Genomic DNA, 25341 nt, shown 5'->3' with positions numbered 1-25341 from the left:
TCGGTCGGATCACGCGAAATCGCTGGTCTCAGCCCGGTTTGCGGTCATTCTTCCGGCCCATCGGAAGGAGACGACGCCATGCTGCAATTGCGCCCGAACTGCGAATGCTGCGACCGCGATCTGCCGCCGCAGTCGCGCGACGCCCTGATCTGCACCTTCGAATGCACCTTCTGCAGCGACTGCGCCGAGACGCGCTTCGCCGGCGCCTGCCCGAACTGCGGCGGCGAGTTGGTGCGCCGGCCGATCAGGCCGGAGCGGATGCTGGAGAAACACCCGGCGTCTGCCGAGCGAATCCGCAAGCCGCATCCGCAATGCGCCGCGGCCTGAAAAGGCCGTCCGATCGCAGGCTTTGACGGGTTGGGCGAGCCTCAGCTCGCCTGCTTCACCGCGATGCCCTTTTCCTCGAAGAGCTGCTGCAATTCGCCTGCCTGGAACATCTCGCGGGTGATGTCGCAGCCGCCGACGAACTCGCCCTTGACGTAGAGCTGCGGAATCGTCGGCCAGTTCGAATAGGCCTTGATGCCCTCGCGGATTTCCGCGTCCTCGAGCACGTTGACGCCCTTGAAGGGCACGCCGACATAGCTGAGGATCTGCACGACCTGGCCGGAGAAGCCGCACATCGGGAATTGCGGCGTGCCCTTCATGAAGAGCACCACGTCGTTGTTCTTCACTTCCGCTTCGATGCGGGCGTTGACGTCGGACATCATCTGTCTCCTGAAGCGGGTTCAAGGCCCGCCGGATGGTTTCGTTCTAATCTTGGGGAACGGCCGTCGTCAGCGCAAGGGCGTGCAGCACGCCGCCCATATTCCCCTGGAGCGCGGCATAGACCATCTGGTGCTGTTGCACCCGGGTCTTGCCCTTGAAGGCGGCCGAGGTGACGGTCGCGGCATAGTGGTCGCCGTCCCCCGCCAGATCCTTGATCTCGATCGCCGCATCCGGCAGCGCCGCCTTGATCATGCGCTCGATCTCGTGGGCATCCATTGCCATGGGTCGAACTCCTCAGGCCGCCTTGCCGGCCATGTAGGACGGCAGCCAGTCTTCATGGATCTTGCGGAGATCGGCGATCGCCATCGCCGGCTCGCCCGGCAGGGCAAGCGAGGCGCCCCCCGTCTTGCCGATGGCGAGCGCCGGCACGCCGGCAGCCTTCGCCGCCGCGATCACGGCATCCGCCTCGGCAGCGGGAACTGTCAGGACATAGCGCGCCTGATCCTCGCCGAAGAGCGCGGCATGGGCCGGGCCGGCCGGCAGCGTCTCGATGGTGGCACCGATGCCCTTGGCCATCGCCATCTCGGCGAGCGCCACGGCAAGCCCGCCATCCGAGAGATCATGACAGGTCGAGACCTTGCCACCAGCGATCAGCCCGCGCACGAAATCGCCATTGCGGCGCTCGATCGCGAGATCGACCGGCGGCGGGGCGCCCTCCTCGCGGCCGCAAACGGTCGCGAGATAAGCGCTCTGGCCGAGCCAGCCAGCGGTCTCGCCGATCAGGATGATCGCCTCGCTCTCGGCCTTGAAGGCGACAGTCGCGTGCTTGGTGACATCAGCCATGACGCCGACGCCGCCGATGGTCGGGGTCGGCAGGATCGAGACGCCGTTGGTCTCGTTGTAGAGCGAGACGTTGCCGGAGACGACCGGGAAATCGAGCCCCTTGCAGGCCTCGCCGATGCCGCGGATGCAGCCAACGAGCTGGCCCATCACTTCCGGCTTCTCGGGATTGCCGAAATTGAGGTTGTCGGTGATCGCGAGCGGGGTCGCGCCGACGGCGGTGAGATTGCGCCAGGCTTCCGCCACAGCCTGCTTGCCGCCTTCGAACGGGTCGGCCTCGCAATAGCGCGGGGTGACGTCGGCGGTCATGGCGAGGCCCTTGGGCCCGTCCTCGATGCGGATCAGGCCGGCATCCCCGCCCGGCGTCACCACCGAATTGCCGAGGATCAGCGTGTCGTACTGTTCCCAGATCCAGCGCTTGGAGGAGAGGTCCGGCGAGCCGATCAGCTTCTTCAGCGCCTCGACATTGCCGCAGGGCGGCGTCACGCTCTCCGCCGCGATGCGCTGCTGCGGCGCGGTCTCGATCCAGGGCCGGTCGTATTCGGGGGCCTCGTCGCCGAGCTCCTTGATCGGCAGGTCCGCCATGACCTCGCCCTGATGCTTGATGACGAAGCGCAGCGTGTCGGTGGTGTGGCCGATGACGGCGAAGTCGAGCCCCCACTTCTTGAAGATCGCCTCGGCGGCGTCCTCGTGGCCCGGCTTGATCACCATGAGCATGCGCTCCTGGCTCTCCGACAGCATCATCTCATAGGCGCTCATGCCCTCCTCGCGGCACGGCACCTTGTCGAGGTCGAGCTCGACGCCGAGATCGCCCTTGGCGCCCATCTCGACGGCCGAGCAGGTCAGGCCCGCCGCGCCCATGTCCTGGATCGCGTCGACATGGCCGGCGGCCATGATCTCGAGGCAGGCTTCGAGCAGGAGCTTCTCCGCGAAGGGGTCGCCAACCTGCACGGTCGGGCGCTTCTCCTCCGACTTGTCGTCGAATTCGGCCGAGGCCATCGTCGCGCCGTGGATGCCGTCACGGCCGGTCTTGGAACCGAGATAGACGATCGCCTTACCGACGCCGCTGGCCTTGGCGTAGAAGATCTCGTCGGCCTTGGCGATGCCGACCGCCATGGCGTTGACGAGGATGTTGCCGTCATAGCGCGTGTGGAAGCCGGTGGCGCCGCCGACATTCGGCACGCCGAAGGAGTTGCCGTAGCCGCCGATGCCGGCGACGACGCCCGAGACGAGATGATGGGTCTTGGGATGGTCCGGATCGCCGAAGCGCAGCGCGTCCAGCACCGCGATCGGCCGGGCGCCCATCGTAAAGACGTCGCGCAGGATGCCGCCGACGCCCGTCGTCGCGCCCTGATAGGGCTCGATGAAGGACGGGTGGTTGTGGCTCTCCATCTTGAACACGATGGCGAGGCCGTCGCCGATATCGATGACGCCGGCATTCTCGCCCGGCCCCTGGATCACCCAGGGCGCCTTGGTCGGCAGCGTCTTCAGATGGATCTTCGAGGACTTGTAGGAGCAGTGCTCGTTCCACATCGCCGAGACGATGCCGAGCTCGGTGATCGTCGGCTCACGGCCGATCAGATGCAGGAAGCGCTGATACTCGTCAGGCTTCAGGCCGTGCTCGGCGACGAGCTGCGGGGTGATCTTGGTGTCGTTCGGAATCACGGGCTCAGGGTTCCTGGCGGTCCGGCGAGGGGATTTGGCAGGGGCATAACCTGCCTGCGCCCGCGAGACAACGCATTCCGGCCGCAGGCGCGGCTTTCAGCTCTGGATCGCGGTCAGCGCGGCCCTGAGAGGCGCCGGAATCGGCACCGGCTTCTGGCCGGCGCGCTGCACATAGACATGGGTGAAGCGCCCCTGCGCCGCCGCCTCTGCCCCGCCCTGCCGGAAGATGCCGATCCGATAGGTGACCGAGCTGTTGCCGAGCCGTTCGACGGCGATCCCCGCCTCCACCGTCTCCGGAAAGGCGACGCTCTCGAAATAGGTGCAGGCGGTCTCGGCCACGAGGCCCACGGTCTCGCTGCCGCCGAGGTCGAGGAAGCCGCCTTCGATCAGCCAGGCGTTCACCGCGGTGTCGAACCAGCCGTAGTAGACGACATTGTTGACGTGGCCATAGGCGTCATTGTCGTGCCAGCGTGTTGGGATGGCGCGGAAAACGCGGAAATCTGAGCGCGAGAGACGCGGCTGGCGCTCACTCATGTCCTGGAAGCCTCTCCACCGTCACGCTCGCCCTTGTGGCCAGCATCCACGTCTTGAACACGGCTGTCACCGCGGGAAGACGTGGAAGGCCGGGACAAGCCCGACCATGACGGCACCGGCACGCCCACGGTCATTCGCCTCCCGGTTTCTCGCCGGCCTTGATCTCCGGCACGCCGAGCGCATCGGCCAGCCTCGCCTTGGCCGAGCCCGGCCGCAGTGGCTTCTGCTGGCTCTCATGCGGCGCCCAGCCGGAGAGCCAGACGAATTCGAAGGTCGCCGGCAGACGGCCGTCGGCATCGGCGAAACGCTCGGCATAAAGCGCCGCGGCGCGCAGCAGCGTCTCGCGCCGCAGCGGCGTCTTGCGCCGGGCGATCAGGCTATTGGCCCAGCCCATCGCGCGCAGATCGCGGAAGAGCCCGAAAGCGTCGCGATAGCGCACCGTGACGATCTCGCTGTCGATGACGGGCAGCGCGAAACCGGCCCGCTGCAAGAGACCTCCGAGATCGCGCAGATCGGCGAAGGGCGCCACGCGCGGGCTGACTCCCCCCATGGTCTCGCTCTCGGCTTCGAGCAGCGCCTGCCTGAGTTCTTGCAGCGTCCGCCCGCCGAGCAGGCAGCCCATGAACAGCCCGTCCGGCCCGAGGGCTCGCTTGATCTGGATGAGCGCGCCGGGCAGGTCATTGACGCCCTGCAGCGCCAGCAGCGAGACCGCGAGGTTGAGCGAGCCGGCAGCGAAGGGCAGGCTTTCGAGGTCGCCGACGAGGTCGGCCGGCGCCCCCTCGGCCTCCGCCATGCGCAGCAACCGCCCCGCCTTGCCGGCAAGGACGGGGGCGACGACCGGCAGCGGCGTGCCGAGATCGGCCGCGACCGCGAATTCCCGCAGCACGGCCCCGAGCCGCTCCTGCAGATCGCCCGCCGCGCGTTGCAGCAGGAAATCCGGATAGTCCTTCGCAAGCGCGCGTCTCAGCCGCGAACGGCCGAGCGTGCGGTCGAAGACGAGGCTGTCGTCACTCAACTTTGCACCGTCAGCAAGGATACAAGCCCTCATCCTGAGGAGCAGCCTTAAGGCTGCGTCTCGAAGGACGCTCCAGTTGTCACCTGAGCCACCTGGATCGCCCTTCGAGGAGCCATTCCTAACCGGAATGGCTCCTCAGGACGAGGGCCGGGATCACCGGACAGAGCGCGCTCAGCGATCGAGCAGCTTCGCGATCTCGGCGCGCAGCTGCGGGCCGAGGTCGCCGCGATCGAGCGCATAAGCCACGTTCGCCGCGAGGAAACCGATTTTGGAGCCGGCGTCGTAGATCTCGCCGTCGAAGCGCACGGCGTAGAACGGCTCCTGCCGGGACAGCGCGATCATCGAATCGGTGAGCTGGATCTCGCCGCCCGCCCCCTTTTCCTGGTTGGCGAGCAGGTTTAAGATCGTCGGCTGCAGGATGTAGCGGCCGGAGATGTGCAGGTTCGACGGCGCCGTGCCTTTGGCCGGCTTCTCGACCATGCCGGTGATCTTCGAGACCTTGGCCTTGGCATCCTCGACGCCGACGATGCCATATTGATGCGTCTGGTCATCCGGCACCGGCGCAACGGCGATGTGGTTGCCGCCATACTGCTCATAGGCATCGATCATCTCGGCAAGGCAGCCCTTTCCCTGGCTGTAATGCAGCATGTCCGGTAGCAGCAGCGCGAAAGGCTCGTCGCCGACGATCTCGCGGGCGCACCAGACGGCATGGCCGAGGCCGAGCGGCGCCTGCTGACGGGTGAAGCTGGTGGCGCCGGCAGCCGGCAGGTCGTGCTTCAGCGCCTCCAGCTCCTTGACCTTGTTGCGCTTGGCCAGCGTGTCGTCGAGCTCATAGGCCATGTCGAAATGGTCCTCGATCACTGCCTTGTTGCGGCCGGTGACGAAGATGAAGTGCTCGATGCCGGCCGCCCGCGCCTCGTCCACCACATGCTGCACGACCGGACGGTCGACGATGGTGAGCATCTCCTTGGGAATCGCCTTGGTGGCGGGCAGGAAACGGGTGCCGAGACCGGCGACGGGAAGAACGGCCTTGCGGATGCGTTTCGTCATGAAAAATCCATTGGGCACGGCGGCCTTTGCCAAAGCCAGGGCAGTGATCGGAACAGCCGCACAACTGTCATTGTTGGCAGCCATCTGTGCTTATAGCTGACAGGCCTTGAGAACCCGTCAACGGTTTTTCGATAGTGCCGGGTCATGACAAAGATGAGGCAAGAGACGCAATGGCGATATTGGTTTCCGGCGGCGCTGGCTACATTGGCAGCCACATGGTCCTCGAACTTCTGGATCGCGGCGAGCGAGTGGTCGTGCTCGACAACCTGTCCACCGGCTTTTGGTGGGCCGTTCCGCCGGAAGCGACCTTCGTTCAAGGCGATATCGGCGATCAGGAGCTGGTCGAGAAACTGATCGCCGAGCATGGCGTGACGGCGCTGGCGCATTTCGCGGCGCGCATCGTCGTCCCTGAATCGGTCAGCGATCCGCTTGGTTATTATTTCAATAATACTGTGAAAACCCGAGCATTGATCGAGAGCGCCGTCCGCGGCGGCGTCAAGCACGTCATCTTCTCCTCCACGGCTGCGGTCTATGGCGAGCCCCCGGTCTCGCCGGTGCCGGAGGAGATCGCGCTCAACCCGATCAACCCCTATGGCCGCTCCAAGCTGATGAGCGAGTGGATGCTGCAGGATGCGGCGAAGGCGCACGGCTTCTCCTACGTCGCGCTGCGCTACTTCAACGTCGCGGGCGCCGATCCGAAGCTCCGCTCCGGCCAGTCCTCGCCGAATGCGACGCATCTCATCAAGGTCGCCAGCCAGGCCGCGCTCGGCCAGCGCGATGGCCTCACCGTCTTCGGCACCGACTATGCGACGCCGGACGGCACCTGCGTGCGCGACTACATCCACGTCACCGATCTCGCCCGCGCCCATCTTGCCGCGCTCGACCATCTGCGTGCCGGCAGGGAAAGCCTGACCCTGAACTGCGGCTACGGCCGGGGCTATTCGGTGAAGGAGGTCGTCGAAGTCGTGAAGAAGGTCTCAGGGATCGATTTCCCCGTGACCCTCGCGGATCGCCGCGCCGGGGACCCCGCCTCGCTGGTCGCCCGCGCCGACCGCATCCAGGCCGAACTCGGCTGGCGGCCGAAGCATGACAACCTCGAGGAGATCGTCGGCCAGGCGCTGGCCTGGGAGGAGAAGCTCAGGACGCGGAACGCCTCGACCTGAACGCCCCTTCTCTAGTACGCCCGAGCCCTCATCCCGAGGAGCCATTCCCTCGGGAATGGCGTCCCGGAGGGTGCTCCAAGAGGCTCCAGGGACATCTGCAACATCCTTCGAGACGCGCTTCCGCGAAGCGCTCCTCAGGACGAGGGCTGCCGGATTCCGGACAGCCTCCAATCCGGTGCCCTCAGGCGGGGTCTTCCTCGGCCGGCTCGCGCACTTCGAGCACGGTCAGGCGCTTCACATCGCCCGAGCGCGTCGTCCAGTCGATCGAGCGCTCGGCGGCCATGCCGATCAGCGCGACGCCGATCGGCGTCATCACCGAGATGCGATTCTTCTCGATATCGGCATGCTCAGGCCAGACCAGCGTGATGGTGCTTTCCCGCTTGGTGCTCTCGTCACGATAGACGATCACGCTGCCGATCCGGGCATGATCGGCCGAAACCCGTCCCTCCGGCAGGATGCGGGCGCGGTCGAGCTCGTGGCTCAGCTCGGCGGCGAGCTCCGGCATGGTGTTGGCGGCGCCGGCCGCGATGCGGCTCAGCATGGCATGGTCCGCTGCCGTAACGGTGATGGCGGGACGCTTGGCGGTCATAGGATTGGATCTTTCGTCGAAAAGGCGAGCGCCTGCCGGCGGACACAAAGCCGCGCGGCATCGCAGGTCGAACTCGCAGGTGAACGGATGCAGAGGAAGCGCCCCCCGAGCCGGAGGCGCCAAGCGCGACAGACTCGGGGCTAGAAGCCCGCGATGACGTTGCCCGAGCGGTGCAGACCGCGGCGGAAAGGGGAGGCGCTATACATCCCGCCAGAATCGGCCAATAGCCCGGGCTTGTCAAATTGCCGCGCTGGCGCTCCGGTGACGCTCCGCTTAACCTACGATTAATCTTGTTCAGGCGCTGTGATGGTGTTTCCATCCAGCATCCGCAGGGAGTGTCCATGCGCCTGTCCGTCATCGCAGCTTCGGCCTTGATCAGCCTGGCGCCTGCGCTGGCGCAAACGACCGGGTCGATCAACGTCTCCGGCGCCCATGCCCGCAATGCGCAGGCGACGCCGGCCAGCGCCTCCCTCGACATCTTCCTGCAGCGGCTCTGGCCGCAGGCTCAAGCGCGCGGCATCTCGCGCGCGACCTTCGACCTCGCCTTCCGCGACGTGACGCCGGATGCCTCCATCATCGCCCTGACCAAGAAGCAGGCCGAGTTCAGCGCTCCGATCTGGAGCTATCTGGAGAATGCCGTCGGCGGCGCCCGCATCCAGCGCGGTCGCGACGCCGCCGCCGAGAACGCGACCGTTCTCGCGCAAGTCGAAGCCCGCTACGGCGTGCCCAAGGAGGTCGTCCTCGGCGTCTGGGGCATGGAGACCAATTACGGCTCCTTCAAGGGCAGCAAGGACGTCATCCGCTCGCTCGCCACCCTCGCCTCGATCCGCTATCGCGGCGACTTCTTCCGCGACGAGTTGCTCACCGCGCTGGAGCTGATCGAGAAGGGCTATGCCGAGCGCAGCGAGCTGCGCGGCTCCTGGGCGGGCGCCATGGGTCACACCCAGTTCATGCCGTCGAGCTACATGAAATATGCGGTCGACTGGACCGGCAACGGCCATGCCGACATCTGGAACTCGTCGAGCGACGCCATCGCCTCCACCGCCAATTACCTCAAGGGCTATGGCTGGGTGCCGGGCCTGCCCTGGGGCATGGAAGTGACGCTGCCTGATGGCTTCGACCATCGCCTCAACAAGGCGAGCTTCTCCGCCTTCGCCTCGGCCGGCCTGCGCCGCGTCGACGGCGGTCGCTTGCCCTCTTCCGGCGAAGGCCGGCTGTTCTACCCGGCCGGGCACAGCGGCCCGGTGATGCTGCTCACCGCCAATTTCGACGTCATCAAGAAGTACAATTCCTCGGACGCCTATGCGCTCGCTGTCGGCCATCTCGGCGACCGCATCATGGGTCGCCCTGCGATCCAGGCCGACTGGCCGGTCAAGGCCGCCCGGCTCGACATGGCCGGCACCAAGGACCTGCAGCACCGGCTGAAGGCGCTCGGCTTCTACAACCACGATGCCGACGGCCGCATCGGCACCGGCACGCGGGAGGCCGTGCGCCAGTACCAGATCAGCGCCGGCGAGATCCCGGACGGCTATCCGACACCGGCCCTGCTGGCGCGGATGCGTGGCAAGCGCTGACTTTCGGGCCGCTCCGTCCTATAGTGCCCGGCATAGGCGCCGCTGGATCGGATAGGCAGATGCGTCGGCGTTCGTTCGCCCTGGTTCTGACTGCCGCCTGCCTGCTCCTCGTTACGGGCGGGCCGGTTTCCCTTGCCCAGCAGCAACAGCGCAACCTCTTTCAGCTCTTCTGGCAATTGCCGGCTGCTCCGCAGCGTGCGGCGCCGCAGCCACGCCAGCGTGTCGCCCCCGTCATCCGCCGCCGCGAGGCCCCCGTCGTCGTCCGGGACGATCCGGTCATTCCCAAGGTCGATGTCAGCAGCCACATCGTGGTGATCGGCGATTCGCTCGCAAATCTCCTCGCCAACGGCCTCGACGAGGCCCTCAACGACCGCCCCGACGTCGAGGTGATCCACAAGTCCAAGCCGGATTCGGGCCTCGTCCGGACCGACTTCTACGACTGGCCGAAGGCGGTCGACGGGATCCTGGCCGGCGACCAGAAGATCACCCTCGGCGTCATGCTGGTCGGGCTCAACGACCGGCAGCCCATCCGCGAGGGCGAGGCCGTTCTCGATCCCTTAAGTCCGCGCTGGCTCGAACTCTATCGCGACCGCGTCGACCTCATCGCAAACGCCTTCGCAGCCCGTCGCATCCCGCTGATCTGGGTCGGTGCACCACCGGTGCAGAACGGCCGGCTCTCGGCCGATTTCGTCTCGTTCAACGAACTCTACCGCCAGCGCGTCGAGAAGGCCGGCGGGCAATATGTCGATCTGTGGGGCGGCTTCGTCGATGCCGAGAACCGCTACACCGCGACAGGTCCGGACGTGTCCGGCCAGCCGACACGGCTGCGCCTCGGCGACGGCATCCATTTCACCGCTGCGGGCGCCCGCAAGGCCGCCCATTTCGTCGATCTCGTCATCCGCCGCATCATCGAGGCGGCGCCGCAGAACAGCGTGATCGCCCTGCCCGTCTCGCCCGAGACCGGCGCACCCTCCACCCCCGAGCTGCAACCCGGCGGCGTCGAGCGCCTGATCGATCAGATGGTCGCCGGCGTGCCGACGATCGGCCTGCCCCCGGCCCTGCAGGCGCGCCCGCTGGCAGGGCCTATCCAGCCGCTGACCGGGCAGACCCCGATATCCGGGCAGCCACTGCTGGCCTCGATCACCGAGGCACGCGGGCGTGGCGACGCTGAGCTGCAGCTCGAGCGCGTCTTCGGCCAGGGCATCGCGCCCGATCCCGTCCCCGGCCGGCTCGATGATTATCGCTGGCCGCGCTGAGCTCAGCCCGCCATCAGCCGGTCGAACACGGGATCGGGATCATCGACCTCGACCAGCTTCTTGCCCGTGATGACCCAGACCCGAGTCGCCACGGCGCGGACGAAGGCGCGGTCATGGCTGACCAGCAGGCAGGCCGCGCCATGCTCGGTGAGCTCGCGCTCCAGCATATCCTGACCTTCGATGTCGAGATGGTTGGTCGGCTCGTCCAGCAGGTAGAAATTCGGCTGGGCAAGGCGCAGCAGCAGCATGGCGAGCCGTGCCCTCTGCCCTCCCGACAGCCGGGCGAGCGGCGCACCCTGCGCCTCGCTGGCGATGCCGGCACCCGCGAGCAGCGTGCGCGCCAGCTGGTCGCCGACATCGCTCGCGCCCTTGACGGCCGCCCAGGGCGTCGGCCAAGCATCGAGCTGCGAGAGCGCCTGGTCGGAGAAGCCGGCCTTGAGGCTCGCAGCGGCGCGGATATCCGCATCGGACCCGTCGAACGCCGCCCGCAGCCGCGTGACGAAGCGCGTCTTGCCGCTGCCGTTCGCACCGAGCAGCGCGATCCGGTCTCCGTTCTCGATCCAGAGCTGTCCGGTGCGGAAGAGCGGCCGCCCGTCCGGCACGGCGATCGCCGTATCCTTGATCGCGACCAGCGCCTTGGCATGGGTGCCGCTGTTGACGAGCCGGATCGCCCCGGCCGAGCGCTCCTTATGGGCCGGCCGCGCACTCTCCTCCAGCCTGTCGGCTCGCTCGGACAATTGCTTGGTCTTGACCACCAGCAGATCGGAGCCGGAGTTGATGCCGATGTTCTTGAGCTTGGCCGCCTGCTGCCTGAGCGCCCGGACCTTGCGCATGTCATTTTCGAACTGCCGGCCGCGCGCCGCATCGCGCTCCTCCAGCGCCTGCAGTGCCCGCGAATAGGGCAAGGCGAAATCGGCGCTTTCCGCCGGACGCAGGAACAGGGTGCGCGTGCTGGCATCGTCGAGGAAGGCGCGGTCATGGCTCGCGGCGACAACGGCGCAATCGCGCGGCAGGGCGGCAAGGAAGCGTTGCAGCAAGCCGATCCGTTCGAGGTCGAGATGGTTGGTCGGCTCGTCCAGCAGCAGCAGATCCGGTTCGACGACCGCAGCCCGGGCCAGCAGCATCGTCCGCTGCCAGCCGCCCGACAGGCTGTGGACGGCACGGCCGCGCAGCCCCTCGTCAACCATGAGGTCATCCAGCAGCACGTCGACCCGCCAGCTCTCGGTTTCGGCGGCCTCGGCGTCGAGCGCGTCGCGTACCGCCTCGTAGAAGCTCATCGGCAGGAGGCGCTCGGGCGGATCTTGCGGCGCGAAGGCACTGACGAGCCCGCGGGCTCGGGTCAGCGTCCCGCCCGTGGCCTCGTCCTGATCGGCGAGGATGCGCAGGAGCGAGGATTTGCCGCGGCCATTGGCGGCGACGAGACCGAGGCGATCGCCCTTGGCGATGGAGAGGTTGAGCCCGGCGAAAAGCGGCGCGTTGCGGACGAGCGAAAGGTCTTTGATGGCGATCAGGGACATCGGAATCTCATGAAGTCAGGCAGGCGCGAACGAGCGCGCCGAAAAGGGCTGACGATGAGACGGCGATGCGCTCCCGGTCAGCCCCGCGAGGTGAAGCGCGGGGCGGAAACAGGTCCTCGGGTGCGGAAATGGAAGCCCTGGCTCAGCGCCAGCTTCCCCCTCTGTTTCGATTCCATGGCCGCCACCATAGCGGCGTCGGCCCGGATGAACAGTGCGTCCACGGCATGACCGTAGCACTCGCGGCGCCGGTCATCTCGCGGAGCGCCCGGTGCGGCGCCGACGGAACCGCTGCGTCTACGACCGATTGCTGCCCGGACACGTAGCCCCCGCCGCGCCTCTCCGCCTGGCAAAAGGGGGCACGCATCCTACCGTAACCTACTCCCCGCGGGCCGCCTGATCGGCAATTCTCGTTCGTCGCAGGCATCTCTCTGCAGCATCGCATCGGGGTGCCCCAGTGCTCGGCAGATGATCACTCCGGAAATCCCGCAGATCGACATTCGGGTGCGATCGACGGCGAGCCTGTCACGGGGTCCCCATCCGCGCTCAACTTCAATCGAATGTTCGATCGACGTCTGAAACGCACTTACATCGAGGGAGGCTAAAGATGCCGGAACCTATTACCCGTCGAAATCTGGCTCTCGGTGGTGTCAGCCTGTTGGCCGGATCCTCGCTTGCCTCGCCGAGCCGGGCCGAGTTCGACAAGTTTCTCGGAATCGGCGAAGGCATGGAGGATTTCTGGCTCGCCACCGACGCCTATATCTACGGCTATCCGCTGGTCACCATGGAGATGACCCGCAAGATCGTCACCAATGTCGCGGCGCCGGTGGGAACGCGCGCGCCGATGGGCACGATCATCAGGTTGCGCGAATATCCGAACGCTTCCTTCAGGGATGTCACGGCGCCCAACGCAGACACACTCTACACCACGGCGTTCTTCGATGTCGGCAAGGAGCCATGGGTCCTGAGCATCCCGGACATGAACGGCCGCTATTTTCTCATGCCGATGCTCGACGGCTGGACGAACGTCTTCCAGGTCCCGGGCAAGCGCACGACGGGAACCGGCGCGCAGACCTATGCGATTACGGGCCCCGGATGGAAAGGGACCCTTCCGTCAGGGGTCAAGGAGTACAAATCTCAAACGAGCATCGTCTGGTTGCTGGGGCGCATCTATTGCACGGGCACTCCGGAGGACTATGCCGAGGTTCATAAGCTCCAAGACGCCTTCAAGCTCGTCCCGCTGAGTTCCTATGGCAAGCCCTATACGCCGCCGCCCGGGACCGTCGATCCCTCGGTCGATATGAAAATGGCGGTCCGCGAGCAGGTAAACCGCATGGACGCGGTGTCTTATTTCACGCTGCTGAGCAAGCTGATGAAGGACAATCCGCCGGCCGCTGCGGATGCCCTGCAGATCGCGAAATTCGCGCGGATCGGGATCGTTCCCGGGCAGGATTTCGATGCGAGCAAGCTCAAGGCCGATTTCCTCAAGCGCGTTCCCGAGGTCGCCTTCGACCGGATCATGATCCAGTTCAAGACCAACAAGGAGGTCCGGGACGAGAAAGGCTGGGGCTTCACGACGAAGACCGGGATCTATGGCACGGACTACCTGATGCGGGCGCTGGTCACGGCGATCGGGCTCGGCGCCAACCGGCCTCAAGACGCAATTTACCCGACCTCGCTGAAAGATTCCGAGGGGCGGAAGTACAGTGGCGCGAACAAATATGTCATGCGCTTCCCGAAGGGTCAGTTGCCGCCCGTCAACGGGTTCTGGTCCCTGACGATGTATGACGCCGACTATTTCTTCGTCGACAATCCGATCAATCGCTATTCGATCAGCGCCCGGCAAAATCTGAAGTCCAATCCGGACGGCTCGACCGATCTCTACATCCAGAATGAATCCCCCGGGAAAGACAGGGAATCCAATTGGCTGCCGGCTCCGAAAGGCGATTTCATTCTGATGCTGAGAATGTACTGGCCCAACGAAAAGAGCCCCTCGATCATCAATGGGACGTGGAAAATCCCGCCGGTGAGCAAGGCCATGGCGTGAGGCCGAAATGTGAGGCTCCCGGCTTCGGCTTGGCTCGTCGTCTCGGCTATGCGATCGTCGCTCGATCGCGAGCAAAAATGCGAGGGCGCTATGGATACGGACCAGGCGGCCAAGGACCGCGTTACGCAAACCTTGATGAAGCACCTGGAACTCGCACAGGAGCAGCTCGACATGGCCGAGCGAGGTATCCTTTTGTCGATCGACGGGGCGCCGGAAGGGATCAATCTGACCAAGGAAGCGCTGGCCATCCGCGTCGAGCAACTGCAGGGGGCCCTCGACCGGCAGCGAGGACGCGGCTGAAGCCCTGCCCTTCGCCCGTCCGGAACGGGCTCCTTCCAAAAGCGGGAGATGGATTGGCCCATCCGGTCGGTTCAACCTGATGGGATCGACTCTAACCTCGCGCGATCTGCGCCAGAAGGTCGCGCAGGTTCAGTTCGGCATCGGGCGGGGTCCCATAGGCGGCGTTCGCGGGAATCCCCGACAGCGTCGCATGCATCACGTCCTTCGGCGTCAGGCCGAACTCCTTCTTGAAGGAGCGGCTGAAGCTCGACGGATCGGGAAAACCCAGCCCCTCGGCGATGGCTGCAATCGAGCCGAAATTGGCGCCGTTCGACAGCTCCGCGAAGGACTGCTTCAGGCGTCGCCGCTGGATGTAGTTCCTCACGCCCCCCTCGCTTTCGAGCAGGCGATAGAGCTGGGAGCGGGACATGCCCGCCTCCCGGCAAAGGAGATCCGGCCCGAGAGCGTTGCTCTGCAGGTTGCGGTCGACGATGCGCCGGACGATCTCCTTGCGGGTCACCGCGACCGGCGCGGCACCGAGGGAATTGTGATCCGACGATGGCGCGATGCAGGCGAGCAGCATGCCGCGCACGGCGGTCTGCAGGCCGGGCAAATCCGCCTCGGAGAAGCTTGAAACGTTACGCGCCAGCAGGACAATGAACTCGGCCAGAAGCTTGCCCATCGCGTCGCTGAGCGGCCGGCCCTCCGCCCCTTCCAGGATGGCGGTCACTTCAGGAAAGGTGTCGCGCGGCAGATAGAGCTGCAGCCGGTCGTCGGCCTCGCGGAAACTGACGAGCTCGCGCCCCAGCGATGCCACGAAGGGCGTATCGGCGGGCACGTCGATCGAGCGCTGCCGCCCCGCCTCTCCGAACGTCCGCTTGTGGCCGATCGTGATGTTCCAGTGGTCGATGGGGTTGCGCCGGACGAGGTCGGCCGTGCGGGACGCGCGCAATTTCGGCGCCTGCACGCGGCTCAGGCCGAAACCACCGAAATTCCAGATCTCGCTGGTCGCGGAAAAGCCGGCCTGAGGATCGTCGACCTCGACATCGAAGACCGCGTCGAACCAACCGCGCCAAGCATCCAGCTGCTTCGCTTTGGGGAGGCCGACCGTTGTGAAAATAACCGGCGTCATCTGACCAAGCGACAGGGGAAGGACACAAGCGCGCTTGCACTCCACCGCGGCGCTCAGGTCAAGTATTTATTCCGGGCAACGACAAATCCTGCCGATTTCCTAGGCAGATATCGCTCTCATCGATGAATTCGCAACAATTCGGTGCTCCGAGCGGCCGCATCTGCGGCTGATCGGGTATCACTGCGCCGCCTTATGATCACTTGTAAAACGCAGCGCGCCCGGACCGGCACATCGGCCGATCCGGGCTGCTGGGAAGAGATTGAACCGAGATCGCGCCGGGACGGCGGCGACCTCACACCGGCAGGATCGTCGCGCCCATCAGCTCCTTGTCGATGGCGTGCGCCGCCTGTCGCCCCTCGCGGATCGCCCAGACCACGAGCGACTGGCCGCGGCGCATGTCTCCGGCGACAAAGACCTTGTCGGTGCTGGTCTTGTAGTCGCGGTCATTGGCGACGACGTTGGCGCGCTTGTCCACCGCCGCGCCCGACTGCGCGATCATGCCCTCGATCAGCGAACCGGCAAAGCCGATGGCAAGGAAGCAGAGATCGGCCTGCAGCACGAATTCGGTGCCGGGGATCGGCTTGCGCTTCTCGTCGACGCGCGCGCATCTCACGCCGGTCAGCCGGCCTTTGCGGCCTTCCAGTCCGAGCGTCGCCGCCTGGAACTCGCGCTCGGCGCCCTCGGCCTGCGACGAGGAGGTGCGGAACTTCGTCGGCCAGTACGGCCAGACGGTGAGCTTGTCCTCGATCTCCGGCGCCATCGGCCGGATGTCGAGCTGCGTCACCGAGAGCGCGCCTTGCCGGAAGGCGGTGCCGACGCAGTCCGAGGCCGTATCGCCGCCGCCGACCACCACGACATGCTTGCCCGCGGCCAGGATCGGCGCCTCGTTCGATACGTCCTCGCCGCCGACCCGCTTGTTCTGCTGGGTGAGGTACGGCATCGCGTAATGCACGCCCGCCAGATTGGTGTCCGGCAGGCCGGGATCGCGCGGCGCTTCCGCACCGCCCGTCATCAGCACCGCATCATGCTCGGCGACGAGCGTGGCGAAGGGCAGGGTCACGCCGACATTGGCGTTGTAGTGGAAGGTGACGCCCTCCGCTTCCATCTGCTTCACGCGGCGATCGATATGCCCCTTCTCCATCTTGAAGTCGGGGATGCCGTAGCGCAGCAGGCCGCCGGCCTTGGCCTCGCGCTCATAGACATGGACGTCATGGCCGACGCGGGCGAGCTGCTGCGCCGCGGCCATTCCGGCCGGACCGGAGCCGACGATGGCGATGCGCTTGCCGGTGCGCTTGGCCGGAATTTCCGGCGCGATCCAGCCTTCCTGCCAGCCCTTGTCGGCGATCGCCTGCTCGATCGTCTTGATCGTCACCGGCATGTTCTCGAGGTTGAGCGTGCAGGCTTCCTCGCAAGGCGCAGGGCAGATGCGGCCGGTGAACTCCGGGAAGTTATTGGTGGAGTGGAGGTTGCGCAGCGCATCCTCCCAGGCGCCGGAATAGACGAGCTCGTTCCAGTCCGGAATCTGGTTGTGCACCGGGCAGCCCGTCGGCCCATGGCAGAAGGGGATGCCGCAATCCATGCAGCGCGCCGCCTGCTTCTTGATGTCGCGCTCCTCCAGCGGGAGCGTGAACTCGCGGAAATGCCGGATGCGGTCGCCGGCGAGCTGATATTTCTGCTCCTGCCGGTCGAATTCGAGAAAGCCTGTGACCTTGCCCATGCCGTTTCTCTCGCCGTGTGCCCGGGTCGTCCCCGCGCGCGTGCCTGTCTGATCGCGTGACCGGGGCCGTTCGGGCCCCGGCGGGTGGCGCGTTTCGCTTATTCCGCGGCCTGCAAGGTGCGGGCCTGTTCCATCTCGCGCAGCGCGCGGCGGTATTCGACCGGCATCACCTTGACGAACCTGGTGCGGTAATCCGCCCAGTTGTCGAGGATCGTGCGAGCGCGCTCCGAGCCGGTGTAGTTGGCGTGGTTCGTCAGCATCTGCATCAGGCGCTCCTCGTCATGGCCGGACATGTTGGTCATGTCGATGCGACCCTTGTGCTCGAGATCGCCGCCGTGATGGTGCAGCCGCTCCATCAGCTCCTCTTCCTCCTCGACCGGCTCGAGATCGACCATCGAGAGGTTGCAGCGCGACTTGAAGGTGCCGTCCTCGTCCAGCACATAGGCGATGCCGCCCGACATGCCCGCGGCGAAGTTGCGCCCGGTCTGGCCGATGACCGCGACGACGCCGCCGGTCATGTACTCGCAGCCATGGTCGCCCGTGCCTTCCACCACCGCGATGGCGCCGGAGTTGCGCACCGCGAAGCGCTCGCCCGCCACGCCGCGGAAATAGGCCTCGCCCGCGATCGCGCCGTACAGCACGGTGTTGCCGACGATGATCGAGCGCTCCGGCACCGCCTTTGCGGCGGGATCCGGCTTCACGATGATCTTCCCGCCCGACAGGCCCTTGCCGACATAGTCGTTGGCCTGGCCGGTGAGCTCGACGGTGACGCCCGCCGCGAGGAAGGCCGCGAAGCTCTGACCCGAGGTGCCCTTGAGCTTCACGGTGATGGTGTCGTCCGGCAGGCCGGCATGGCCGTACCTCTTCGCGACGGAGCCCGAGAGCATCGCACCGGTGGAGCGATCGACGTTGCAGATGCGCTCCTCGATCACGACCGGGGCGCCGGTCTCGATCGCGCCTTCCGCCGCCTTGATGAGCCTGCGGTCCAGCACTGTGTCGATCGGGTGCTTCTGCAGCTCGACATGGCGGATCGCCACCTCCGGCAGATCGACCTTGTGGAACAGCTTGGTGAAGTCGAGGCCCTTCGCCTTCCAGTGCTCGATCGCCTCCCGCTTGTCGAGCAGGTCCGCGCGGCCGACGATCTCCTCGATCTTGGTGAAGCCCATCTCCGCCATGATCTGGCGGACATCCTCAGCCACGAAGAAGAAGTAGTTCACCACATGCTCGGGCAGGCCCTTGAAGCGCTTGCGCAGCACCGGGTCCTGCGTCGCGACGCCGACCGGGCAGGTGTTGAGGTGGCACTTGCGCATCATGATGCAGCCGGCGGCGATCAGCGGCGCGGTCGAGAAGCCGAACTCGTCGGCCCCGAGCAGCGCGCCGATGATGACGTCGCGGCCGGTGCGCAGGCCACCATCGACCTGCAGGGCCACGCGGCCGCGCAACTGGTTCAGCACCAGCGTCTGCTGCGTCTCGGCAAGGCCGATCTCCCAGGGCGAGCCGGCATGCTTCAGCGAGGTCAGGGGGCTTGCGCCCGTGCCGCCCTCGAAGCCGGAGATGGTGATGTGGTCGGCGCGCGACTTGGCGACGCCAGCCGCGACCGTGCCGACGCCGATCTCGGAGACGAGCTTCACCGAGACATCGGCCGCCGGGTTGACGTTCTTCAGGTCGAAGATCAGCTGCGCCAGATCCTCGATCGAATAGATGTCATGGTGCGGCGGCGGCGAGATCAGGCCGACACCCGGCGTCGAATGCCGGGTCCGCGCGATCTTGGCATCGACCTTGTGGCCGGGGAGCTGACCGCCCTCGCCGGGCTTGGCGCCCTGCGCGACCTTGATCTGCATGACGTCGGAATTGACGAGATATTCGGTGGTGACGCCGAAGCGGCCGGACGCGATCTGCTTGATCGCAGAGCGCTTGGAGCGACCGTCCGGCATCGGCTTGAAGCGGATCGACTCCTCGCCGCCCTCGCCGGTGTTCGACTTGCCGCCGATCTGGTTCATCGCGATGGCGAGCGTCTCGTGGGCCTCGCGCGAGATCGAGCCGAACGACATCGCCCCGGTGGCGAAGCGCTTGACGATATCGGCAGCCGACTCGACGCTCTCCAGCGGCACGGGCGCCCGCCCGTCGTCACTGGCCATCTTGACCTTGAACAGGCCGCGGATGGTGCTGAGCCGCTGCGCGTCGTCATTCACCTGCCTGGCGAAATCCTCGTAGCGCTCGCGCGCATTGAGGCGCACCGCATGCTGCAGCGAGGCGACGACATCCGGCTTCCAGACATGGTCCTCGCCGCGGACGCGGTACATGTACTCGCCGCCGATATCGAGGCTGTTCCGATAGAGCGGGGAGTCGCCGAAGGCGTCGCGGTGGCGGCGCAGGCTCTCCTCGGCGATCTCCTCCAGGCCGACGCCCTCGATCGCCGTGCCGGTGCCGAAGAAGAACTTGTCGACGAAGGCGCTCTTCAGGCCGACGGCATCGAAGATCTGCGCGCCGCAATAGGATTGGTAGGTCGAGATGCCCATCTTGGACATCACCTTCAGCACGCCCTTGCCGACCGACTTGATATAGCGCTTCACCACCTCGTCGGCGTCGACCTCCTCGGGGAAGGCGCCCTGCGCATGCTGGTCGAGCAGGGTGTCGAAGGCGAGATAGGGGTTGATCGCCTCGGCGCCGTAGCCGGCGAGGCAGCAGAAGTGATGGATCTCGCGCGGCTCGCCGGATTCGACGACGAGGCCGACCGAGGTCCGCAGGCCCTTGCGGATCAGGTGATGGTGCACCGCCGCCGTGGCCAGCAGCGCCGGGATCGGGATGCGGTCCGGTCCGACCTGCCGGTCGGACAGGATGATGATGTTGTAGCCGCCATGGACCGCAGCCTCCGCGCGCTCGCAGAGCCGCGCCAGCGCGCCTTCCATACCGGCCGCGCCCTCGCGCGCCGGGTAGGTGAAGTCGATGGTCTTGGTGTCGAAGCGGTCCTCGTAATGACCGATGCAGCGGATCTTCTCTAGATCGTCATTGGTCAGGATCGGGGTGCGCACCTCCAGCCGCTTGCGCCGCGAGGTGCCCTCGAGATCGAGGATGTTCGGACGCGGCCCGATGAAGGACAGCAGGCTCATCACCAGCTCCTCGCGGATCGGATCGATCGGCGGGTTCGTGACCTGCGCGAAGTTCTGCTTGAAATAGGTGTAGAGCAGCTTCGACTTGAGCGAGAGCGCCGAGATCGGCGTGTCCGTGCCCATCGAGCCGACGGCTTCCTGTCCGGTCACCGCCATCGGCGCCATCAGCAGCCGGACATCTTCCGTGGTGTAGCCGAACGACTGCTGGCGATCGAGCAGCGGCACGTCCGTGCGCGACGCACGTGCCTCGACCGGGGGCAGGTCCTCCAGCACGATCTGGGTGCGCTTCAGCCAGTCCTTGTAGGGGTTGGCGAGGCACAAGGAGGTCTTGATCTCGTCGTCGCCGATGATGCGGCCCTGCTCCAGGTCGATCAGCAGCATCTTGCCCGGCTGCAGGCGCCACTTCTCGACGATCTTCTCCTCCGGGATCGGCAGCACGCCGAACTCGGAAGCGAGCACGACGAGCCCGTCATCGGTGACGAGATAGCGCGCGGGCCTGAGGCCGTTGCGGTCCAGCGTCGCGCCGATCTGGCGCCCGTCGGTGAAGGCGATCGCCGCGGGCCCGTCCCAGGGCTCCATCAGCGCGGCATGGTACTCGTAGAAGGCGCGCCGCTCCTCGTTCATCAGCGGGTTGCCGTTCCACGCCTCGGGCACCAGCATCATCATGGCGTGGGCGAGCGAGTAGCCGCCCTGAACCAGGAATTCGAGCGCGTTGTCGAAGCAGGCAGTGTCGGACTGGCCTTCATAGGAGATCGGCCAGAGCTTCGAGATGTCCGAGCCGAACAGGTCGGAATCGACGCTCGCCTGCCGGGCCGCCATCCAGTTGACGTTGCCGCGCAGCGTGTTGATCTCGCCGTTATGGGCGACCATCCGGTAGGGGTGCGCGAGGCGCCAGGACGGGAAGGTGTTGGTCGCGAAGCGCTGGTGGACGAGGGCGATCGCGCTGTCGAAGCGCTCGTCCTGCAAATCCTTGAAGTAGGAGCCGAGCTGGTTCACCAGCACCATGCCCTTGTAGACGATGGTGCGGCAGGACATCGAGACGGGGTAGTATTCCGCCGTCTTGCGCTCCTGGTGCTTGTAGACCTTGTTCGAGACCGACTTTCTGAGAACGTAGACCTGCCGCTCGAACTCGTCCTCGCTAGTGATGTCGTCGGGGCGGCCGACGAAGAGCTGGCGATGCACCGGCTCGGTTTCCAGCACCGCCTTGCCGAGATCGGCATTGTCGACCGGCACGTCGCGCCAGCCGAGGAAGTTCAGCCCTTCCTCCTCGACGGTCTGGGAGATGATCTCCTCGCAGAGCGCGCGGATCGCCGGGTCGCGCGGCATGAAGAACTGGCCGATGGCATAGAAGCCGGGCTCGGGCAGCTCGATGCCGAGCTTGCCCGTCTCTTCCTTGAAGAAGCGATGCGGGATCTGGACGAGGATGCCGCAGCCGTCGCCGAGCTTCGGATCGGCGCCGACGGCGCCGCGATGATCGAGATTGTGCAGGATCTGCAGGCCCTGCTGGACGATGGCGTGGCTCTTGCGGTTCTTCATGTCGGCGATGAAACCGACGCCGCAGGAGTCTTTCTCGTTGCGGGGATGGTACAGGCCCTGATGCGTCGGCATCGCCGGGTCGCGCACGGCCGGAAAACGCTCGAAGCCCTCTGCGCCGCTCGACTTGCTGGTCACGCTCATCGTCAAACCCCGCTTCCCAGAACCCGCTGGCGCGCCGCCGGCAGGTAGACCCGTCAGTCCACAATCCTCGCCGCTCCGGCCCTCAGTGCCGACGTTGCGTCAGCAGCAAGGTGGGGCCAAGGCGGCTCGGCCGTCGTCTTGTCAGAGGCTTGCTTGCGCTTTGTTTCCACCGCGCCCGCGTCCTCCGCAGGCGCCCCGGGCGTTCTCTCGCCCGCTCGCGCCTGTCTTCAGCCCGTCGTTTTACGGGCGGTGCACGTACGGTTGGCTTTGGCGTGTTTAGCCCGGCCCCTCGTCATGCTCCGCTCCATGCGACGGCGCGACCTCCAGCCTGCATCGGCTTTCGGTCGGCGCGGTGAAAAATGGGACAGCAACACTGTCCTATTGAGATGAACTTGCCAGAATTCCAATCTGCGCACAAGCGTCGATTTTGCACCGCGGCGAAATTTTATTGCAAAATTGAATCCACGCCAGACATTTCCGAGACGAAAGCCTAACTCCGGCAGCACGCTTCTTGTTTTTGGGCATGCAGCGAGGTTTCAGCCCGGCGCGCCGCGCAGGCCCCCCTTTCCCGGCGCCCGCTTGGCAGCAGACCGCCATCCGCCTAACCCTCGGTCATGCATTTCTTCAGCGACAACACCGCCGCCGCCAGCCCTCGCGTCATGGCCGCGCTCGCCGCCGCCAATGAGGGCAACGCCTCTCCCTATGGCAAGGACGAGTGGACGCGCCGCGTCGAGGAGCGCTTCGCCGCGATCTTCGAGCGCGAGGTCTCGGTCTTCCTTGTCCTCACGGGCACGGCGGCGAATGCGCTGGCGCTGGCCAGCATCGTGCGGCCCTGGGGCGCCGTCCTCACCCATGAGGAAGCCCATATCGTCGAGGACGAGTGTGGTGCCCCGGAATTCTTCAGCAATGGCGCAAAGCTGGTCGACCTGCCCGGCACCGGCGCCAAGCTGCAGCCGCAGACCGTGGCGAAGGCGCTCTCGCATCTGCGCGACGGCGATTTCCATCAGGTCCAGGCCCAGGCGCTGTCGATCACCCAGGCCACCGAATGCGGCACCGTCTATACGCCTGACGAAGTGCGGGCGCTGAAGGACGCCGTCACCCCGCGCGGCCTCAAGCTGCATATGGACGGCGCGCGCTTCGCCAATGCGCTGGTCACGCTCGGCTGCACGCCCGCGGAGGTCACCTGGAAGGCCGGCGTTGACGTGCTCTCCTTCGGTGGCACCAAGAATGGCGCGCTCGCGGCCGAGGCCGTGATCTTCTTCGATCCCGGCCATGCCGAGGAGATGAAGTGGCGCCGCAAGCGCGCCGGCCAGACCCTGTCGAAGGGCCGTTTCCTTGGCGCCCAGTTCGAGGGGCTCCTCGCCGACGATCATTGGCTCGACCTCGCCCGCCATGCCAACGCCCGAGCCAGGCGCCTGGCGGATTCGGTCGCGCAAGGCAGCGAGGCGCGCCTGGCCTGGCCCTGCCAGGCGAACGAGGTCTTCATCGTGCTGCCGCCCGCCGTCCAGGAGCGGCTGAAGGCGGCCGACGTCGGCTATTATGACTGGTCGGCCCGCTCGCTGCCGCCGGAAGCGCCGCTTCGGGACGGCGAGATCGTCGGCCGCTTCGTCATGTCCTTTGCGACCGAGCCGGAGCATGTCGAGCGCCTGATCGCCTCCATCGCAGGCTGAAGAGGCGCATTTCAGCCCCGTTTCCAGCCCCATGCCTGCCGCATTCCCTAACAAGACTGCCCGCCACGAAAGCAGTCGTTAAGGAAGGTGGCATGGCAAATCGTTCGACCGCACCGGGGCGCATCGCGCTGATGGGCCTGGTCGTGGCCAGCGCCCTGGCCGGCACGGCGGGAACCGCCGGAGCCCAGTATTACTATTATGACGACGGGTACGCCCCGTATCCCGCCTATGGCTACGGCTATCGCTATGACTACCGTTACGCACCCCGCCCGCCGGCGTTGGTCCCGCGCACACCGGCGCCGGTCTCGCCTTATGCGGTCAACCGCATAGCGGCCCGCGACTACGGCCTCGTCAGGATCGACCGCTCGATCCGCCGCGACGACACCTATATCGTCGATGGCGTCACGGCTGGCGGCCAGCGCCTGCGCCTGATCCTCGATGCTTATGCCGGCGATCTGATCCGCCGCATCCCGCTGCGCGGACAGGGCGTGCCCGCGCCGGATGTCGCTCGCATCGACCCGCATCAGGGGCAGGCACCGCGCCCGCGCCTCGTGCCCCAGCCCCCCGAACGGCCGGCCGAGCTGCAGCCGCCGGCAGAAGCCAGCGCGCCCGCGACGTCCGTTCCCCCATCACCGGCGGCGCCGGCCGCACCCGAACCTGCCAAGCCCGCCGAGGCCGCTCCGGTCGAGGCCAGCGCTCCTGCCACGGCCTCGCCCCCCTCGCCCGCCGCACCGCCTGCGCCGGAGCCTGCGAAGCCCGCGGAGAGAGCGCCCGCCGAGGCCAGCGCGCCTGCGACCATCACTCCGCCGCAGCCGGCGAAGCCGGCAGAGCCTTCACCGGGCGCGACCAACCCGGAGACCGGCGCCGACAAGCCCAAGCTCGTCAACCCGGGCGATGTGCGCGGGACGGACGCGGCGGAACGCAAGCCGCCGCTGTCGACCGCAGCGCCCGCAAACCAAACGCCGTTGATCCCGCCCGTGCAGCAGATTGATCCATCGCCGTCCACGCCCAAGCCGGAGACGCCGATCGCTCCGGTCGCCCCGATGAACTGAGGATAGCTCCCCCGAGGGGGCGTCATTCCGGACAAGCCGCCATAGCGGCGCCGGTCCGGAATCCATTGGAGGGCGCCGAAGTTCTACGATGGTTTCCGGGTCTGCGCTTCGCTCCGCCGGGAAATGACGACGTGTCGTTGTCGCCTTGCTCAGCGCACCAACAAAAAAGGCTCCCGTTTCCGGGAGCCTTTCTCGTCAGCCCGTAGGGCCTTTCGCGTTACGCCGCCTTGGCGGTCTCGATCTTGGCTTCGAGAACCTTGGCAGAAGCGGCGGCAATCGGAATCTGGCGCGGCTTCTTGGCCTCGGGAATCTCGCGCACGAGATCGATATGGAGCAGGCCGTTCTCGAGGCTGGCTCCGGTCACCTGCACATAGTCGGCGAGCTGGAAGCGGCGCTCGAAGGCGCGGGCGGCGATGCCCTGATGCAGGACTTCGCGCTTCTCGGCGCTGCCGGCAATCTGCTTCTCGCCCTTGACGGTCAAGGCATTTTCCTTGGCCTCGATGGAGAGGTCAGCCTCGCCGAAACCCGCAACCGCAATCGTGATGCGGTAGCCGTTCTCGGCGGTTCGCTCGATATTGTAGGGGGGATAGCCCGGCGCGGCGTCGTTGCTCGTCGCCTGATCGAGGAGAGAGAAGAGGCGGTCGAAGCCGACGGTCGAGCGATAGAGCGGGGAAAGATCGAATTGACGCATGATATGTCCTCCGAAGAAGCGACAGTTTGGTCAGCCCGCCTCGCCTGAGCACGGGCCTGTT

The 25341-nt window shown here is 66.4% G+C and carries 20 protein-coding genes; 8 read left to right on the top strand and 12 right to left on the bottom strand.

The genetic code is table 11. From position 1 onward, the window contains the following. Positions 1-78 precede the first annotated feature (78 nt). Positions 79-327 (top strand): DUF1272 domain-containing protein, encoded by a 249-nt coding sequence (locus tag AB4Z10_RS22555; protein ID WP_441472631.1) that lies wholly within the window; start codon positions 79-81, stop codon positions 325-327. Positions 328-368: 41 nt separating this feature from the next. On the opposite strand, the gene grxD is transcribed toward AB4Z10_RS22555, so the two are convergent. From grxD to galU, 6 genes are all read right to left on the bottom strand, one after another. Beyond that, entirely contained in the window at positions 369-704 is a 336-nt protein-coding gene (gene grxD, locus AB4Z10_RS22550) for a Grx4 family monothiol glutaredoxin (protein ID WP_441472630.1), read from the bottom strand. A 46-nt stretch (positions 705-750) separates the two neighbouring features. Beyond that, positions 751-987, bottom strand: a complete 237-nt coding sequence (locus AB4Z10_RS22545) for a BolA/IbaG family iron-sulfur metabolism protein (protein WP_441472629.1) — start codon at positions 985-987, stop codon at positions 751-753. Between the two features lie 12 nt (positions 988-999). After that, positions 1000-3210, bottom strand: a complete 2211-nt coding sequence (purL, locus tag AB4Z10_RS22540) for a phosphoribosylformylglycinamidine synthase subunit PurL (RefSeq protein ID WP_441472628.1) — start codon at positions 3208-3210, stop codon at positions 1000-1002. 96 nt (positions 3211-3306) lie between these two features. Continuing rightward, positions 3307-3744 (bottom strand): acyl-CoA thioesterase, encoded by a 438-nt coding sequence (locus tag AB4Z10_RS22535; protein WP_441472627.1) that lies wholly within the window; start codon positions 3742-3744, stop codon positions 3307-3309. A 130-nt stretch (positions 3745-3874) separates the two neighbouring features. Beyond that, the gene (locus AB4Z10_RS22530) at positions 3875-4759 is read right to left on the bottom strand and encodes a methyltransferase domain-containing protein (protein ID WP_441472626.1); all 885 of its coding nucleotides are present in this window, start codon (positions 4757-4759) and stop codon (positions 3875-3877) included. 171 nt (positions 4760-4930) lie between these two features. Further along, the gene (gene galU, locus AB4Z10_RS22525) at positions 4931-5809 is read right to left on the bottom strand and encodes a UTP--glucose-1-phosphate uridylyltransferase GalU (protein WP_441472625.1); all 879 of its coding nucleotides are present in this window, start codon (positions 5807-5809) and stop codon (positions 4931-4933) included. Positions 5810-5979: 170 nt separating this feature from the next. Here galU and galE point away from each other — a divergent pair, with 170 nt between their 5' ends. Continuing rightward, the gene (galE, locus tag AB4Z10_RS22520) at positions 5980-6972 is read left to right on the top strand and encodes a UDP-glucose 4-epimerase GalE (RefSeq protein ID WP_441472624.1); all 993 of its coding nucleotides are present in this window, start codon (positions 5980-5982) and stop codon (positions 6970-6972) included. A gap of 181 nt (positions 6973-7153) precedes the next feature. On the opposite strand, the gene rnk is transcribed toward galE, so the two are convergent. Further along, positions 7154-7561 (bottom strand): nucleoside diphosphate kinase regulator, encoded by a 408-nt coding sequence (rnk, locus tag AB4Z10_RS22515; RefSeq protein ID WP_441472623.1) that lies wholly within the window; start codon positions 7559-7561, stop codon positions 7154-7156. A gap of 341 nt (positions 7562-7902) precedes the next feature. On the opposite strand from rnk, the gene AB4Z10_RS22510 reads away from it, so the two are divergent. Both AB4Z10_RS22510 and AB4Z10_RS22505 read left to right on the top strand, forming a co-directional pair. Next, positions 7903-9135, top strand: coding sequence for a lytic murein transglycosylase (locus AB4Z10_RS22510; protein WP_441472622.1), 1233 nt, complete (start codon positions 7903-7905; stop codon positions 9133-9135). 59 nt (positions 9136-9194) lie between these two features. After that, positions 9195-10391 (top strand): SGNH/GDSL hydrolase family protein, encoded by a 1197-nt coding sequence (locus tag AB4Z10_RS22505; RefSeq protein WP_441472621.1) that lies wholly within the window; start codon positions 9195-9197, stop codon positions 10389-10391. A gap of 2 nt (positions 10392-10393) precedes the next feature. Here AB4Z10_RS22505 and AB4Z10_RS22500 read toward each other — a convergent pair whose 3' ends face one another. Continuing rightward, entirely contained in the window at positions 10394-11908 is a 1515-nt protein-coding gene (locus AB4Z10_RS22500; RefSeq protein ID WP_441472620.1) for an ATP-binding cassette domain-containing protein, read from the bottom strand. Between the two features lie 604 nt (positions 11909-12512). On the opposite strand from AB4Z10_RS22500, the gene AB4Z10_RS22495 reads away from it, so the two are divergent. Both AB4Z10_RS22495 and AB4Z10_RS22490 read left to right on the top strand, forming a co-directional pair. Further along, positions 12513-13952 carry a DUF1254 domain-containing protein gene (locus AB4Z10_RS22495; protein ID WP_441472619.1) on the top strand — a complete coding sequence of 480 codons (1440 nt, stop codon included), beginning with the start codon at positions 12513-12515 and terminating at the stop codon, positions 13950-13952. A 90-nt stretch (positions 13953-14042) separates the two neighbouring features. Further along, the gene (locus AB4Z10_RS22490; RefSeq protein ID WP_441472618.1) at positions 14043-14252 is read left to right on the top strand and encodes a hypothetical protein; all 210 of its coding nucleotides are present in this window, start codon (positions 14043-14045) and stop codon (positions 14250-14252) included. A 91-nt stretch (positions 14253-14343) separates the two neighbouring features. Here AB4Z10_RS22490 and AB4Z10_RS22485 read toward each other — a convergent pair whose 3' ends face one another. From AB4Z10_RS22485 to gltB, 3 genes are all read right to left on the bottom strand, one after another. Beyond that, entirely contained in the window at positions 14344-15363 is a 1020-nt protein-coding gene (locus AB4Z10_RS22485; protein WP_441472617.1) for a helix-turn-helix domain-containing protein, read from the bottom strand. A gap of 292 nt (positions 15364-15655) precedes the next feature. After that, positions 15656-17080 (bottom strand): glutamate synthase subunit beta, encoded by a 1425-nt coding sequence (locus AB4Z10_RS22480; protein WP_441472616.1) that lies wholly within the window; start codon positions 17078-17080, stop codon positions 15656-15658. Positions 17081-17178: 98 nt separating this feature from the next. Continuing rightward, complete coding sequence (gene gltB, locus AB4Z10_RS22475; protein WP_441472615.1) at positions 17179-21867, bottom strand: glutamate synthase large subunit; 4689 nt, start codon at positions 21865-21867, stop codon at positions 17179-17181. Between the two features lie 614 nt (positions 21868-22481). Here gltB and AB4Z10_RS22470 point away from each other — a divergent pair. Together AB4Z10_RS22470 and AB4Z10_RS22465 are read left to right on the top strand one after the other, a co-directional pair. Then, positions 22482-23537 (top strand): threonine aldolase family protein, encoded by a 1056-nt coding sequence (locus tag AB4Z10_RS22470; protein WP_441472614.1) that lies wholly within the window; start codon positions 22482-22484, stop codon positions 23535-23537. Positions 23538-23629: 92 nt separating this feature from the next. Then, positions 23630-24589: a hypothetical protein gene (locus AB4Z10_RS22465; protein ID WP_441472613.1), complete on the top strand. Its 960-nt coding sequence runs from the start codon at positions 23630-23632 to the stop codon at positions 24587-24589. 217 nt (positions 24590-24806) lie between these two features. On the opposite strand, the gene AB4Z10_RS22460 is transcribed toward AB4Z10_RS22465, so the two are convergent. Then, positions 24807-25280: an Hsp20 family protein gene (locus AB4Z10_RS22460; RefSeq protein ID WP_441472612.1), complete on the bottom strand. Its 474-nt coding sequence runs from the start codon at positions 25278-25280 to the stop codon at positions 24807-24809. Between the last annotated feature and the right edge of the window lie 61 nt (positions 25281-25341).

The sequence above is a fragment of the Allobosea sp. RAF48 genome, from assembly GCF_052114025.1.
Classification (GTDB): domain Bacteria; phylum Pseudomonadota; class Alphaproteobacteria; order Rhizobiales; family Beijerinckiaceae; genus Allobosea.
The sequence above is the reverse complement of the archived record's forward strand: the minus strand, read 5'-3'. Positions and strand labels throughout refer to the sequence as shown.